Origin of the sequence: Lacrimispora amygdalina (assembly GCF_003432035.1) — a bacterium.
GTDB classification, from domain to species: Bacteria; Bacillota; Clostridia; order Lachnospirales; family Lachnospiraceae; genus Lacrimispora; species Lacrimispora amygdalina.
This window is the reverse complement of sequence record NZ_QOHO01000008.1, coordinates 42,574-58,307: the sequence shown is the minus strand read 5'-3', so window position 1 is coordinate 58,307 and position 15,734 is coordinate 42,574. Positions and strand designations below refer to the sequence as shown.

The following is a 15,734-nucleotide window of genomic DNA, read 5'->3' as shown; positions in this document are numbered from 1 at the left end:
CATTATTATACTAGGAGGAATTGTTATGGACAAGGTTTCGGTTGGATTTTCAGTATTTTTTGAGGAGCCCTTCTGGGTAGGCGTTCTGGAGCGTGAAACGGATGGAAAGCTGTTTGCAAGCAAGGTCACATTCGGCGCAGAGCCTAAGGATTATGAGGTAAATGAATTTCTCCGCAAGAATTACTACAGGCTGAGGTTTAGTCCGGCTGTTGAGGCTGCTGCGAAAGTAAGCAGTAAGAATCCCAAACGGATTCTCAGGGAGGTGCGCAGGCAGATTCAGAACACAGGAATCAGCACGAAATCCCAGCAGGCGCTGAAATTGCAGCAGGAAGAAGGAAAACTGGAGCGGAAACTTTTATCCCGGGAAGCAAGGGAAGCGAAAGCACAGCAAAAGTTTGAACAAAAACAGCAAAAGAAAAAGGAGAAGCACAGGGGCAGATAATGCCCCTTTCTCTTTGTGAAAGCAGGTGAAAGAATGTACATAGCAGATTTACATATCCATTCCCGGTATTCCATGGCAACCAGTAAGGACTGCACACCGGAGCAGCTGGATCTCTGGGCGAGGCGAAAAGGAATCGGGATCCTGGGAACCGGTGATTTTACACACCCTGCATGGCGGGAAGAATTAAAAGAAAAACTGATTCCGGCGGAGGAAGGGCTTTATGTATTAAAGGCAGAATACCGTCTGGAGGGAGAAAATACCTCCGATACCCTGATTCCCCGTTTTGTTGTTTCAGGAGAAATCAGTTCTATTTATAAAAAAAATGGCAGGACAAGAAAGGTACACAGCCTCCTTCTGCTGCCCGGACTGGAAACGGCAGAGAAACTCTCCGGGAAGCTTGAGACTGTGGGCAATATCCGTTCTGACGGCAGGCCCATCTTAGGCCTTGACTGTCACGGCCTTCTGGAAATGATGCTGGAGACAGACCCACGGGCAGTTTATATACCCGCTCACATCTGGACGCCTCATTTTTCCCTGTTTGGGGCATGTTCCGGCTTTGATTCCATAGAAGAATGTTTTGAGGATCTGACTCCGCATATACATACATTGGAGACCGGACTTTCTTCTGATCCTTCTATGATATGGGGGATATCTGCGCTGGACCGTTTTCAGCTGATATCCAGCTCCGATGCCCATTCTCCCGCAAAGCTGGGAAGGGAAGCCAGTCTTTTAAACATGGAGCTGTCCTTTGACGGACTTTCTCGTGCTTTAACGACTGGCAGAGGATTAATGGGAACCATTGAATTTTTCCCGGAGGAAGGGAAATACCACCATGACGGTCATAGAAAATGCGGGATTTGTTTTTCGCCTGCAGAGGCAGAACAGCATTCCGGTAAGTGCCCGGTCTGCGGCGGGAATCTGACCATGGGAGTATCTCATCGGATTATGCAGCTTTCCGACAGGGAAGAGGGCTTTGTACTTCCACAGGGCAAACCCTTTGAAAGTCTGGTACCGCTGCCGGAGGTGATCGCTGCCTGTCTTGGGTATTCCGCCGCAAGCAAAAAGGTTCAGAATCAGTATTTTGAACTGCTGCGGGGACTGGGATCTGAGTTTGAAATCTTAAGGGAGGTACCTCCGGAAGATATCAGACGGATATCGGACCCGCTGATTGCAGAAGGAGTCAGCCGGCTCCGGCAGGGGAAAGTGAAGCGGATACCAGGGTATGACGGGGAATACGGAATAATAAAGCTGTTTGATCCTGATGAGGTCTAAGCTGGTAAAACATGTGGAAAGGACTACAACAGATGACAGAAGAAAAAACTGGAGCAATTCTTAAGAAGCTGGATGAAATATACGGAGTGACAAAAGAAGGATTCTATCACGATCAGCCCTGGCAGCTGCTTGCAGCCATTATGCTCAGCGCCCAGAGTACGGATAAGCAGGTGGAAGAGGTATTGCCTGACTTTTGCAGACGGTTTCAGACTGCTGACCAGCTTGCCCATGCACCTCTGGAAGAAATTGAAGCTTCTATCCGTTCCATTGGCCTTTATAAGAATAAAGCAAGGAATTTAAAGAAATGCTGTACTCAGATCGTAAATGAATATGACGGTGAGGTACCGGCAGATATGGAAGAGCTGTTAAAGCTGGCAGGAGTGGGAAGGAAGACAGCCACCCTGTTTCTTGCCGATGCGTATGATATTCCGGGAGTTACCGTAGATACCCATGTATTCCGGATATCCAGACGGCTGGGATGGGCAGAAGGGAACAATCCGCTAAAAGTGGAACTGGAGCTTCAGAAGGTTTTGCCTGAGGAACATTGGAACCGGATTAACTTTCAGCTGATTTATCATGGGAGAGAGATCTGCACAGCCAGGAAGGCTAAGTGCGGGGAATGTGTGCTGGGGGAATGGTGTGAGAGAAAGCTGTAGAAATTTATGAAAGTGACCGACAAAGCATAAAAGGAGACGAAACTATGAAATTAATGTTCAAACAACGCTTTTTTTCCTGGTTTGACAGTTATGACATCTATGACGAGGCTGGCAGTCCTGTTTTTACAGTCAGCGGAAAACCTGCCTGGGGACACAAATTGGAAATCTATGACAGAAACGGCAGTCATCTGGCAACTTTAAAAGAGCAGATATTCACGTTTCTTCCCCGGTTTTATATCATTATAAACGGTGAAACAGTTGGCACAATAACAAAAGAATTTACTTTTTTCAGGCCCTCATTTAACATCGACTGTAATGGGTGGGAGGTAAAAGGAGATTTTTTTGAATGGGATTATTCCATATATTCCAGAGAGGGCGGGGTTGTGGCACAGATAGAAAAACAGCTGTTACGCTTAACGGATACTTATATCATTGATGTGGCTGAAGAACAGGATGCTCTTTTAGCACTGATGGTGGTTCTTGCTATTGATGCTGTTAAATGCAGCCAGAATAAAAATTAAAAAGAACATCTATTATTTTCATATGGAAGCTTTTTCTGAATTTTTCATTTATGGACGCAGAATTATTAACTGACAGGATAAGCAATACAGCCAATCCTGTAATCACAGCAATTTTCCCTATCTTTGTGTGCAACCGGTTGTGGGAAAAAGCCTGGCGTAAAGTAATCGCCGATCGTCAGGTTCAAAATTAGATTCGTTAAAGAGAAAGATATCTTGGATACCACCGGCCATAAATTGGTTCTTTGAGCCAGTCCTCCGACGATCAAACCGGAGCAAAGAGACAAAATCACCGGTGCATGCATGGATCCGGGTTCATTCGAACATAATGCTGTCATAAGACCGTTGACCCAGCTGGCGCAGATCGGAGTTTTGTTTGAAAGGATTCCATGTACGGAATCGGCGGTTTTCTGATGACGGATTCGTTTGCAGCCCAAATGGAACCGCTTGTTTTAGGCGGGACAGGGAGTTTTTCTCATTTGGAGACAATGCGGCATACCGGCTGGAACATGAATACGGTATACAGGTACGCTGCGGCTTGCATTGTGCACCGGAAGCACACCTACACCGGGAACTTACCCTCAGGGAACCATACGGTTTAGTTTTGGCTGGTATAATACTTTGGAAGAAGCTGAATACGCCGCAGGAGCGGTGACCGAACTGGTACGAGGCCATTCATAGTATGATTTTTCTGAAAGAAGGTGTTTATTTGGAGCAGAAAGGATTGCTTACAAAATTTGTTTCAGGTGGAGGCTGAGCGTCAAAATTAGGGCCGGGAGCTCTTTCGAATATTATCAGCGATCTGCCGAAGCTTTCTGATCCGGCGCTGATTGTTGGATTTGATACGTCAGATGATGCCTGTGTTTATCAGATCAGTGAGGATCTGGCGATCATACAGACAGCGGATTTCTTTCCGCCTATGGTGGATGATCCCTATATGTTCGGTAAAATTGCGGCTGCTAATGCGTTTTCGGATGTTTATGCCATGGGAGGAGAGCCGCGGCTGGCGTTAAATCTGCTATGCGTAAACCCTTGTCTTGGAGATGAGGTAGTAAAAGAAATCTTACGAGGGGGTGCGGATCAGGCAATTAAAGCAGGGTGCATTATAACCGGCGGACATACGATTGAGGATAATGTCCCGAAATATGGTTTAAGCGTTACAGGATTCGTGAATCCTGGAAATGTACTGAAAAATGTAGGAGCACAGCCTGGTGATGTACTGGTTTTAACCAAACCACTAGGCTCTGGAATTCTTTTGACTGCGCTGAAAGCGGAATTTATCGAGTCCGGTGACGTTAAATTAATGCTTGATTCTATGGCTGCATTAAATAAGGAGGCGGCAGCGGCCATGAGCGGCCTTTCCGTTCATGCATGTACTGATATCACAGGCTTTGGCCTTCTTGGTCATCTCTACGAAATGGCAGCAGGAAGTGAAGTTACTATATCAGTCTTTGCAGACGATCTTCCGTTATTTCCTTTAGCAGAGGAGATGGCACTTACCGGAATGGTACCTGCAGGTGCTTACCGTAATTTTGATTATATCAAATCGTTTGTCAAAATTATGCCGGATGTGAGCCAGACATTGGTTGATATTGCTTCTGATGCACAGACATCAGGAGGCCTGTGCATTGCATTACCGGAAGATGAGGCAGATATATTATTAAACAGGCTTAAAGCTGATGGGGTAAACGGATTTAAGATAGGTATGGTCAAAACAGCATCAGACAAAAAAATTGAATTGTTAAATAAGCAAAAACACAAACACAAGTGATATAAGGCTTGTGTTTTTTGCTCTTTGCCTTAGCTGGAGTATAGAACCTGTTTTTTTGGATAATATAAATTAATAAGTTTCTCCTTTTAATAATTAGTTTATTTGTATGTTTTTTTTGCCAAAATTCAGAATATATAAAAATAATAAATAAAGTGAGTTCTAAATATAAAAAATACTATGTTGATATAGTACAAAAAAATAGTTATAATGTAAAAGTAGATTGTAGACAATCTACAATACAAAATGGAAGCAGACAGGTAACTGGTGTGCCTACCGGTCTTCAAAACCGTGTTGCGGATTGTATCCGTGGGTGGGTTCGATTCCCATATGCTTCCGCCAAAAATAATTTACATTTATATAAATTGCGCCTGTATAGTTAAAAAAATAACAATCTGCCTATTGGGGAGGAATGAATGGACAGCATAGTTGTAGGGACGGCAGGGCATATCGATCATGGCAAAACGGCACTGGTTAAAGCACTTACAGGCCATGATACGGATACGCTTGCGGAAGAGAAGAAAAGAGGAATTTCAATTAATCTTGGATTTACCGGTTTTCAGCTTCCTAACGGACGTACGCTTGGAATTGTTGATGTTCCGGGGCACGAAAAGTTTATTAAGAATATGCTGGCCGGCGCCACAGGCATTGATGCTGCTCTGATTATTATTGCGGCGAATGAAGGAATTATGCCCCAAACAAGAGAGCATATCGACATCCTCAGTTACCTGGGAATACAAAAATTTCTGATTGTTCTTACTAAGATCGATCTGGTAGATGAGGACTTTAAGGAACTGGTAATAGAAGATATCCGGTCGTTTACAAAAGGAACCTTTTTAGAAGGGACAAAGATCGTGGAGGTTGATTCTGTCAGCAGGACAGGCTTTGATACGTTGATAACCGAGCTTGAGATCCTGACTTCGGATATCCGGGAACGCAGCTTCACGAAAAAACCCCGAATGAATATAGACCGGGTTTTTTCTGTTAAAGGGTACGGAACTGTAGTTACCGGGACTTTAATGGAAGGTATATTAAAAACAGAAGATGAATTGGTGGTTTATCCCCAGGGAATTTCTACGAAAGTCCGGAATCTTCAGGTTCATGAGCATAACGTGGATTTAGCATATGCCGGACAGAGAACGGCAATTAACTTATCCAATGTAACGGTGGATGAATTAAAGAGAGGAAACACGGTTGCAGCAAGGGACGGTGTATACGTAACGGACAGGATTGATGTCAGATTTTCCATCGTTAAATCAACAAAGCTTGAAATCGGTAAGTTTTATAAACTGAAGCTATATACCGGAGCATCGGAGGAAGTGGCAAGATTTGTACCTATCACCCATAAAAAAGTAAAAGCCGGGGATGAAGGCTATGCTCAGATTCTGCTGGATCATGAAATAGCTGTTTTGAAGGGTGACCGTTTTGTGTTAAGAACCATTTCTCCGGTCACAACTATCGGCGGGGGAGTAATCATAGATCCGAAAGCTTTGAGATATAAAAATGATCCCGATGAACGATTGCGGTCGCTTCAGATGAAGGACTCGGCTTCTGACAAGGAAATTATAGAAGAATATATTAAAAACAATCCATTTACTGATTTTTCTAAGATATCCGCTTTTTTAAATAAAGACATTAAAGAAGAAGAACTGAAAGAACTTGAAGAGGATGGAATTATTTTATTAATCGAAAAGCAGTTTATACATGCAGAATATTTGATGCATTACAAGTATATGGCAGAGGCAGTCTTAAAAGATTATCATAAAAAATACAGATTGCGAAAAGGGATTCCTAAGGCAGAATTACTGGAAAAGCTTGATATGTCCAATAAGAAACAGTGTGAGACCATGTTAAAATATCTGGTCGCAAAGAATGAAGTTAAGCTTGAGCAGAATCTGGTTTCGTGTTGTGATTTTGAACCGGTGCTTACAGAAGGCCAAAAGAAAATCAGTGATGAATTGAAGAAAAAGGTCATGGAAAGCGGCTATACTCTGCTGACAGCTGCAGAGCTTACGGAGAATATCAAAGAAAAGCAGCAGGTGCTTGAATTTATGCTGCAGAGTGATTTCTTAGTGTTTCCCGGACAATATATTCTGACGGAAACACAGTACAGAGAGGCCAAAGAATCAGCAGAAAGACTTTTTTTGGAAAAGGGAATATTAAAGCTTCCGGATTTCAGGGATTCTATCGGAACCAGCAGAAAGTTTGCATTAATGCTTCTGGAAAGGTTTGATCAGGAAAAACTTACCAGACGCGAGGGAGAAGACAGGGTATTAAATACTAAAAAATAAATGGAGGTGCGCTTTGAAAGTTTATGATGTTGTAATAGTTGGTGGAGGACCTGCCGGCCTGTCCGCTGGTCTTTATGCAGGAAGAGCCAGGCTGAATGCGCTGCTTATTGAAAAAGATAAGGATGGGGGACAAATTGTTATTACTTCCGAGATTGAAAATTATCCGGGATGTCTTCCGGAGGAGTCAGGCAGTACTCTGGTAGAAAGAATGTCAAAACAGGTAGAGAAATTTGGAATTGAAAGAACGTCTGATTGTATTGAATCAGTAGATTTCTCCGGAGATATCAAGGTATTGAAAGGTAAGGGGAAAGAGTACCACACGAAAACGGTAATTATTGCCACCGGTGCATACCCAAAGCCTATCGGCTGTCCGGGGGAAAAGGAACTGATCGGAAAAGGAGTTTCTTATTGCGCAACCTGTGACGGAAACTTTTTTGAGGATTTTGAAATATTTGTAGTCGGAGGTGGAGATACTGCTGTTGAAGAGGCTCTTTATCTGACAAAGTTTGGCCGTAAGGTGACCATTATTCATAGAAGAGATGAGCTTCGTGCCGCAAAATCCATTCAGGAAAAAGCATTTAAAAATCCTAAAGTAGATTTTATGTGGGATTCTGTGGTGAAAGAAATAAAGGGAGACGGTATGGTCCAGAGTATGTCGGTTGAAAACGTCAAGACAGGGGAAGTGACGGAAATTGTTGCCGATGAAGAAGACGGAACATTCGGAATCTTTGGCTTTATCGGATATCTGCCCCAGTCAAAATGTTTTGAGGGCAGTTTGGATATGGAATACGGTTATATTAGAACAAATGAAAATATGGAAACAAATGTACCGGGTGTTTTTGCTGCCGGGGATATCAGAATAAAGAGTTTAAGACAGGTTGTCACTGCCTGTGCAGATGGTGCGATTGCGGCCGTCATGGCTGAGAAATATATAGAAAACGAAGGAGGTAATTAGAATGTTAGTTGTGGATAAAGATACGTTTGAACCAGAAGTGCTGAAGGCAGAAGGAATTGTATTTGTGGACTTTTTTGGAGATGGGTGTGTACCCTGTCAGGCTCTGCTCCCTCATGTCGAGAAATTTGCTGAAGAATACAGCGATAAAATCAAATTTACTAAACTGAATACCACAAAGGCAAGAAGGCTTGCCATTTCTCAGAAAATTTTGGGACTACCCGTTATGGCTATCTATAAAAACGGTGAAAAAGTTGAAGAATTAGTAAAAGATGATGCAACACCTGAAAAAATTGAGGAAATGATAAAACGATATGCATTTTAGTAAAACAACTAGGTACATAACGTGGAAATCTGTTTTTAGTCTGCAGAGTAAATATTTATTTTGCTGGCACACGTTATAATATAGAAAAAAAAAGGAGGAAGTAATATGCTTAAAGACAAAAAAGCGATCATTATCGGCGACAGAGACGGCATTCCTGGTCCTGCTATTGAGCAGTGTGTTAAAACGGCCGGTGCAGAAGTAGTATTCTCGTCAACAGAATGCTTTGTCTGAACGGCTGCGGGTGCCATGGACCTGGAAAATCAAAAGAGGGTAAAAGCATTAGCGGAACAGTACGGTCCTGAAAATATTGTTGTTATTTTAGGAGCCGCAGAAGGTGAGGCTGCCGGCCTTGCTGCTGAAACTGTTACGGCAGGAGACCCTACTTTTGCAGGACCTTTGGCAGGAGTCCAGTTGGGACTAAAAGTATACCATGCCTGTGAGCCGGAAATCAAAGATGAAGTAGATAGCGATGTTTACGACGAGCAGATCAGTATGATGGAAATGGTATTGGATGTCGACGATATCCGAAAAGAGATGTCAACAATAAGGGACGAGTATTGTAAATTTTAAAATTCATCCCTTCACAGATCAATTCTTGTGAAATGCGAATGGTACACAGCACCACATTTTGCAGGAATTGATTTATTATAGGAGGCAAAATATGTACAGCGTCTTAAAAGGAGCAAGTTACATACTTGCTCATACGCCAGATATGGTAATTCATAATGGCACAACACAGACAACTCAGCGAACCATTGACCCTGATTCTGAATATCTGAAAAATCTGGATAAGAGTCTGCGGTCTTATGAAGAATGTAAAGCGTATCTGCCTAATCAGACTTACATTGGAAACATTACGCCTGATGAACTGGCTGGCTATGCACAGCCATGGTATCAGCAGAAATCCGATTACAGCAATAGAGAAGGCAGATTTGGGGAAATCATGCCGGAAGATGAATTTATCGGGTTGATTGCAATCTGTGATGTATTTGATCTTGTAAAATTAGAATCACAATTTGCTGTTTCCGTGAAGAAAAAATTAGAGTCTCACAGTCTTATAGATCCAAAGTTTTTGAGTGTCTTTGAAAAAAACTTTGAGTTGTCAGAAATTAACGGTTTAATCGCAGACGAACATGCAGAGCCTTTGTATTACCGAGGAACGATTGTCGGCTGCATCAAAGCGGCACATGATATTGACCATTCTCTTTCCGCCCATGTCATTTTTGAAAACCTTGTTTCAAAGGCTTCCTGCGTTTTATCATTGTTACATTTAATTGATAAGAATGATATCAGGAAAGAAGAAATTGAATATGTGATTGAGTGTTCGGAAGAGGCATGCGGTGATATGAATCAGAGAGGCGGAGGAAACTTTGCGAAAGCAGCAGCGGAAATCGCAGGTCTTGAAAACGCCACAGGGTGCGATGTAAGAGGTTTCTGTGCCGGTCCGACCCATGCCCTGATTCATGCGGCTGCCATGGTGAAGGCAGGAACATTTAAGCATGTAATCGTTGCCGCCGGAGGATCTACCGCAAAGCTTGGTATGAACGGAAAGGATCATGTAGGAAAAGGAATGCCGATACTGGAGGATTGTGTGGCTGGTTTTGCTATTCTCGTCAGCGCCAATGACGGAGTCAGCCCGGAGATTAATACCGATATCGTGGGCAGGCATACGGTAGGAACCGGGTCTTCTCCTCAGAACGTGATTTCTTCGCTGACAGCATCAGCTCTTGAAAAAGCAGGGCTGAAGCTGACGGATATTGATAAGTATACGGTAGAAATGCAGAATCCGGATATTACGAAGCCCGCAGGAGCCGGTAATGTGCCCGAGGCAAATTATAAGATGATAGGAGCGCTTGCCGCCATGCGCAAAGAGATTGAGAAATCTCAGCTGGCTGATTTTGTATCTGAGCATGGCATGGTTGGCTGGGCCCCTACTCAGGGACATATCCCTTCCGGAGTTCCTTACCTTGGCTTTGCCAGACAGGAACTGATGGATAAAAAAATCACCAGAGCCATGGTTATTGGAAAAGGAAGTCTGTTTCTTGGAAGAATGACCAATCTGTTTGATGGAGTATCCTTTATTCTTCAGCAAAACAGCGGTGCAGGACAGGAGGAGACGGTGTCTGAGGACAAGATCAGGAAACTGATTGCCGCATCTTTAAAGGATTTTGCAAAGCATCTTCAGGAAGACGAGGGGTGATCATATGTCTGAAGGTAAGATGAAACAGTTAATTGCAGAGACCTTTTTTGAAATGGCTCATATGCTTGAGACTGGTCAATCCGGCAGGGAAATGCCCATCGCAATAACAGCAATGGGAAGTGAGCATGGAGAAGAAACCATTTATCAGGCAGCTTGTGAGGCGGCAAAAAAAGGGATATCTGTGAAGGTGATTGGAAGCAGGCAGATGGAAGCGGAGAATGTGGAGGTCATACCGGTCACCTCGGAAGAAGAGGGGCATAAAAAGATGGACGATATGCTCCAGAAAAAAGAAGCCTGTGCGGCGGTGACCATGCACTATCCTTTTCCCATCGGAGTCTCTACGGTTGGACGTGTGATTACGCCGGCAGCCGGGAGAAAGATGTATCTTGCTTCTACCACAGGAACATCATCCGTAAACAGGATCGAAAGCATGATAAAGAACGCCATCTACGGAATCATTACTGCTAAAGCCAGCGGAGTGGCAAACCCGACGGTTGGCATTTTGAATGTTGACGGAGCACGGCAGACAGAGATCGCACTGCAAAAGCTGAAAAAAAATGGTTATGACATCCAATTTGCTTCGTCCAACAGGGCGGATGGAGGAATTGTCATGAGAGGCAACGATCTCCTGACAGCCTCTGCAGATGTAATGGTTATGGATTCTCTGACCGGTAATGTCCTGACCAAGATGTTTTCTGCTTATACCACTGGCGGCAATTATGAGTCGGTTGGTTTTGGATATGGTCCGGGAATCGGAGAAGGGTTTGAAAAGCTGATCCTGATCGTCTCAAGGGCATCCGGAATTCCTCTCATAACAGGAGCCTTAGAATTTGCAAAGGAACTGCTTGACGGTGATTATCAGAAGGTTCTTGCCGATGAATTCGCAAAGGCAAAGAAGGCAGGCTTGGAGCAGATACTGAATGAATGCAGGCAAAATAAAAATTCAGAGTCAGCAGAGGAAGTAAAAGCACCCCCAAAAGAAGTGGTGACCGAAGAAATCCTTGGGATTGAAATCATGGATCTGGAGGATGCGGTATCCTGCTTATGGGCGTCTGGTATTTATGCCGAGAGCGGAATGGGCTGTACAGGCCCGGTGGTTCTGATAGCGGAACATAATCTGAAAAAGGCCAGGGAAATTCTTACTGATAAGAAGTACATTGGCTGACACGGTCATAAGACTGCTTTGAACGATTGAAACTAATTAGTGAGGAATGATAAGATGACAGATAAAAACAGTTCTATGAGGCAGCTTCCAAAAGTGGATGAAATGATACGATGCATTACATCAGAAGGTATGACCAATGTACCCGCGGTTCTGGTAAAGCTTGCCTGTCAAAAAGAAATTGAACTGGAAAGACAGAAAATTTTATCCGGCAATTCATATCAGTACTCCAGGGAAGATTTAATCAGGCGTATCAAAGCGGAAATTGAAAAGCTAAACCAGCCCCATCTGCGAAAAGTAATCAATGGGACTGGTGTTGTACTGCACACGAACCTTGGGAGGGCCAGACTCTCTCAAATAGTCTCAGAAAGCATGAAAGAAATTTGCGGATCTTATTCTAATTTAGAGTATGATCTGGAAACGGGGGAAAGAGGAACCAGGTACGAACATGTAGAGCAGCTGCTTACCTTTTTAACCGGTTCTGAAGCGGCGCTGGTAGTCAATAACAATGCGGCAGCCGTGTATCTGGTGTTAAACTCGGTGGCGAAAGGAAAAGAGGTTATCGTTTCAAGAGGAGAGCTGGTGGAGATTGGAGGCGCTTTCCGTGTTCCGGAAATCATGACGGCCAGCGGCTGCAGGCTGGTAGAAGTGGGAACCACAAACAAAACTCATGAAATGGATTATGAAGAGAACATCAATGAGAATACCGGTGCATTATTAAAAGTCCACACCAGCAATTATAAGATTATCGGCTTTACGGAGGAGGTTTCTCTGGAGCAGATGAAAGCGGTTGGGGAAAAGCATGGACTGCCCTTGATTTATGATCTGGGATCGGGATTGCTGACGGACCTTAAAGCATATGGAATCGGGGATGAACCGACAGTCAGAAGCTGCCTGGAACAAAGAGCGGATATTGTATGCTTCAGCGGAGATAAGCTTCTTGGGGGACCTCAGGCCGGTATCATTGTGGGCAAAGCCGAGTATATAAACAGGATGAAGAAAAATCATCTGCTTCGGGCGCTGCGGATTGACAAACTGACCTTAACTGCTCTTGAACTTACGCTCAGACAATATTTAACGCCTGAGACGGCAGTTCAGCAAATCCCTACTCTGAAAATGATTACGGAGCCACTGGAAAACTTAAAGAAAAAGGCTGAGTTATTACATGGTATGCTGGTAAAACGGCTGGATGTACAATATGAGGTAATCGAAACCACCGGACAGATCGGGGGGGGATCCATGCCGGGAGTTAATCTTTTTTCTTATGCAATAAGTATCACCATGGAACATGTTTCGGCGGATATGCTGGAACGAATGCTGAGAAATAATTCCGTCCCCATTATATCAAGAATTTACAAAAATAAAGTATTGCTTGATGTAAGAACCATGAGCGAGGAAGATCTTTTTGAGGCAGCAGAATTTTTAAACAAAATAATTAATTTGAAAGGAGATATGGAATGAAGCTGGAATTGGGAAATTTTTATGTAAAAGAGATTTGCTTTGGCGATAAGACTTCTTTAAAAGACGGGATTCTCACCGTGAATAAGGAAGAAGCTCTTGCAGTGGTAAAAGAAGACGAGCATATCACGGAAGCAGAACTTTATATTGTGTCGCCTGGGGATCGTGTCAGGCTTGTTCCTGTAAAGGAAGCCATAGAACCCCGTTACCGCGTAGGGGGAGGTCCTGTATTCCCGGGAGTGACTGGAGATTTAATGCAGGCAGGAAACGGAACCACCTATGCTCTGAAGGATATGAGTGTACTGGTTGTAGGCAGACATTACGGCGGTTTCCAGGATGGACTGATTGATATGAGCGGGGAGGGTGCAAAATACACCTACTACTCACAACTGAAAAACCTGGTTTTGGTAGCTGATACCGATGAGATTTTTGAGCAGAAGGAACAGCAGAAGAAAAACAGGGCATTAAGATGGGCCGGCATGCGACTGGCCGAGTATATCGGTGCGGCAGTTAAGGACTTAACACCGGATGAGGTGGAAACCTTTGAGCTGGAACCAATTACAAAAAGAAGTAAAGAATTAAATGAGCTTCCAAGTGTGGTACTGGTGCTGCAGCCTCAGTCCCAGATGGAAGAAGGGGGCTATAATGATTTGAATTATGGCTGGGATACAAACCGTATGCTTCCTACCTTTATGCATCCCAATGAAGTACTGGATGGGGCAATGATCAGCGGATCCTTTATGCCATGTTCTTCCAAATGGTCCACCTATGATTTCCAGAACTTTCCCATGATCCGGAGACTTTACAAAGAACATGGAAAGACCATTAATTTCCTTGGTGTTATTATGTCTAACTTAAACGTTGCTTTGGAGCAGAAGGATAGGGCTGCATTATTTGTGGCACAGATGGCCAAAACCCTGGGAGCTGATTCAGCCGTCGTTGCAGAAGAAGGATATGGTAATCCGGATGCGGACTTTACAGGCTGTATTGTTGCTCTTGAAAATGCAGGTATTAAGACGGTAGGCCTGACAAATGAATGTACGGGAAGAGACGGCGCAAGCCAGCCGCTGGTTTCCCTGGATGAGAAAGAAGATGCCATCGTATCCTGCGGAAACGTATCAACGCTGATCCGGCTTCCCAAGATGGAAACGGTTCTGGGAGAACTGGAGTCGCTTGCAAGAGACGGGCTTTCCGGAGGCTGGTCCAATGATGAAATTCTGGGAGCTTCTGTAAAAGAGGATGGCTCAATCATTATGGAAAACAACGCCATGTTCTGCGGAGACCAGGTGGTAGGCTGGTCGGTTAAGAGAATGGTAGAATTCTAGAAGGAGGGACGATATGAAAGGTATTTTATACTTGAATCAGTTTTTTGGTCAGATCGGCGGGGAAGAATTAGCTGATGTTAAACCGGAAATCAGAGAGGGTCTTGTAGGCCCGGCGATGGCACTGCAGCAGGAATTGGGCGATGAAGTTCAGATTACACATACCATTATCTGCGGCGATAACTTTATAGGTTCAAACACGGAGGAAGCGGTAGAGACCATCATTTCCATGTTAAAGGATAAAGAAATGGATGTCTTTTTTGCCGGACCGGCGTTCCGGGCGGGACGTTACGGAGCAGCCTGCGGCCACATCTGCAAAGCTGTAAAAAAGGAATTCGGTGTGCCTGTTCTCACCTCTATGAATGACGAAAACCCCGGGGTTGAGATGTTTAAAAAGGAAATGTATATATTTAAAGGCGGTGCAAGTGCGGCTGCCATGAAAAAAGACGTAAAAGCCATGGCAAAGTTTGCGATTAAGCTGTTAAAGGGAGAGAAACTGCTTCCCGCAGCAGAAGAGGGTTACTTTGGAAGAGGAATCCGGGATCAGATCTGGCTGGATCCTCCTGTAACGGCAGCAGACAGGGTAATTGATATGCTTTTAAAGAAAATCAAGGGAGAGCCATTTAATACGGAGCTTCCCATACCCAAGTCAGACAGAGTGGCGATTGCTCCTTCTATCACTCCGGAAGAACTTAGCCATATGGAGGTTGCCCTTATTACCTCCGGAGGAATCGTTCCGGTAGGAAATCCGGACCGCATTCAGTCAGCTTCGGCTACTAAGTGGGGCAAATACGATATCTCCGGAACGGATGACCTTGTAAAAGGAGAATATATGACCATTCATGCCGGTTTTGATCCGGCTGCGGCAAATAATGATTCTGATGTTATTGTTCCCCTGGATGCAATGAGACGCTATCAGAAAGAGGGAAAAATAGGCGGAGTATATAAGTATTTCTTTTCAACCGTTGGTACGGGTACAACTCAGGCTGAAGCTGCGAGAATGGGAAAAGAAATTGCAAGAGAATTGAAAAAGGATGGAATCAGAGCTGCAATTCTGACCTCCACCTGAGGGACCTGTACACGTTGCGGTGCAACGATGACAAGAGAAATTGAAAGAGAAGGAATCACTATCGTTCAAATGGCAAACCTGATTCCGGTAGCTAAAACGGTTGGAGTAAACAGACTGGTCCCAACCATCTCCATTCCATATCCGCTGGGAGATCCTGCGACATCGAAAGAAGAGCAGTTTAAGCTTCGCTATCATAGAGTGGGAGTAGCTCTTGATGCGATAACGACGGATATAAAAGAACCTCAACTCTTTAAAGTTAAAATCTAAATTTGAATTTTTATGTGACAGGGAAACCTGCT

13 protein-coding genes, 1 tRNA gene and 2 pseudogenes are annotated in these 15,734 nt (G+C 44.0%); 15 read left to right on the top strand and 1 reads right to left on the bottom strand.

Annotated features, from left to right (window positions below):
* Positions 1-25 precede the first annotated feature (25 nt).
* The 4 genes and pseudogenes from DS742_RS02305 (at position 26) to DS742_RS02290 (ending at position 2,891) form a co-directional block, all read left to right on the top strand.
* Positions 26-442: a YjdF family protein gene (locus tag DS742_RS02305; RefSeq protein WP_117415426.1), complete on the top strand. Its 417-nt coding sequence runs from the start codon at positions 26-28 to the stop codon at positions 440-442.
* A 33-nt stretch (positions 443-475) separates the two neighbouring features.
* Positions 476-1,711, top strand: a pseudogene (locus tag DS742_RS02300) (endonuclease Q family protein); the annotation flags it as partial.
* Positions 1,712-1,746: 35 nt separating this feature from the next.
* The gene (nth, locus tag DS742_RS02295; RefSeq protein ID WP_117415424.1) at positions 1,747-2,370 is read left to right on the top strand and encodes an endonuclease III; all 624 of its coding nucleotides are present in this window, start codon (positions 1,747-1,749) and stop codon (positions 2,368-2,370) included.
* A 44-nt stretch (positions 2,371-2,414) separates the two neighbouring features.
* Positions 2,415-2,891: an LURP-one-related/scramblase family protein gene (locus tag DS742_RS02290; protein WP_117415423.1), complete on the top strand. Its 477-nt coding sequence runs from the start codon at positions 2,415-2,417 to the stop codon at positions 2,889-2,891.
* 65 nt (positions 2,892-2,956) lie between these two features.
* Here DS742_RS02290 and DS742_RS28580 read toward each other — a convergent pair whose 3' ends face one another.
* Positions 2,957-3,325 carry a hypothetical protein gene (locus tag DS742_RS28580; RefSeq protein ID WP_170313340.1) on the bottom strand — a complete coding sequence of 123 codons (369 nt, stop codon included), beginning with the start codon at positions 3,323-3,325 and terminating at the stop codon, positions 2,957-2,959.
* Positions 3,326-3,645: 320 nt separating this feature from the next.
* Here DS742_RS28580 and selD point away from each other — a divergent pair.
* From selD to grdH, 11 genes and pseudogenes are all read left to right on the top strand, one after another.
* Positions 3,646-4,659, top strand: a pseudogene (gene selD / locus DS742_RS02280) (selenide, water dikinase SelD); the annotation flags it as partial.
* 245 nt (positions 4,660-4,904) lie between these two features.
* Positions 4,905-4,998, top strand: a tRNA-Sec gene (locus tag DS742_RS02275).
* A 74-nt stretch (positions 4,999-5,072) separates the two neighbouring features.
* Positions 5,073-6,947: a selenocysteine-specific translation elongation factor gene (gene selB, locus DS742_RS02270; protein ID WP_117415421.1), complete on the top strand. Its 1,875-nt coding sequence runs from the start codon at positions 5,073-5,075 to the stop codon at positions 6,945-6,947.
* A 13-nt stretch (positions 6,948-6,960) separates the two neighbouring features.
* A complete protein-coding gene (trxB, locus tag DS742_RS02265; RefSeq protein ID WP_117415420.1) occupies positions 6,961-7,902 on the top strand; it encodes a thioredoxin-disulfide reductase in 942 nt (313 codons plus the stop codon).
* Position 7,903: 1 nt separating this feature from the next.
* Positions 7,904-8,224 (top strand): thioredoxin TrxA, encoded by a 321-nt coding sequence (gene trxA, locus DS742_RS02260; RefSeq protein WP_117415419.1) that lies wholly within the window; start codon positions 7,904-7,906, stop codon positions 8,222-8,224.
* A 105-nt stretch (positions 8,225-8,329) separates the two neighbouring features.
* Positions 8,330-8,794, top strand: a complete 465-nt coding sequence (gene grdA / locus DS742_RS02255) for a glycine/sarcosine/betaine reductase complex selenoprotein A (protein WP_117415418.1) — start codon at positions 8,330-8,332, stop codon at positions 8,792-8,794.
* A gap of 91 nt (positions 8,795-8,885) precedes the next feature.
* The gene (grdC, locus tag DS742_RS02250) at positions 8,886-10,424 is read left to right on the top strand and encodes a glycine/sarcosine/betaine reductase complex component C subunit beta (protein ID WP_117415417.1); all 1,539 of its coding nucleotides are present in this window, start codon (positions 8,886-8,888) and stop codon (positions 10,422-10,424) included.
* Between the two features lie 4 nt (positions 10,425-10,428).
* Positions 10,429-11,589 (top strand): glycine/sarcosine/betaine reductase complex component C subunit alpha, encoded by a 1,161-nt coding sequence (gene grdD / locus DS742_RS02245; protein ID WP_117415416.1) that lies wholly within the window; start codon positions 10,429-10,431, stop codon positions 11,587-11,589.
* Positions 11,590-11,643: 54 nt separating this feature from the next.
* Positions 11,644-13,047 (top strand): L-seryl-tRNA(Sec) selenium transferase, encoded by a 1,404-nt coding sequence (gene selA / locus DS742_RS02240; protein WP_117415415.1) that lies wholly within the window; start codon positions 11,644-11,646, stop codon positions 13,045-13,047.
* On the top strand, positions 13,044-14,369 hold the full coding sequence (locus DS742_RS02235) for a glycine/sarcosine/betaine reductase component B subunit (protein ID WP_117415414.1): 1,326 nt from the start codon (positions 13,044-13,046) through the stop codon (positions 14,367-14,369). Before selA ends, DS742_RS02235 begins: the two co-directional genes overlap by 4 nt.
* Before the next feature lie 13 nt (positions 14,370-14,382).
* Complete coding sequence (gene grdH, locus DS742_RS02230; protein WP_117415413.1) at positions 14,383-15,702, top strand: betaine reductase selenoprotein B; 1,320 nt, start codon at positions 14,383-14,385, stop codon at positions 15,700-15,702.
* Positions 15,703-15,734: the final 32 nt, after the last annotated feature.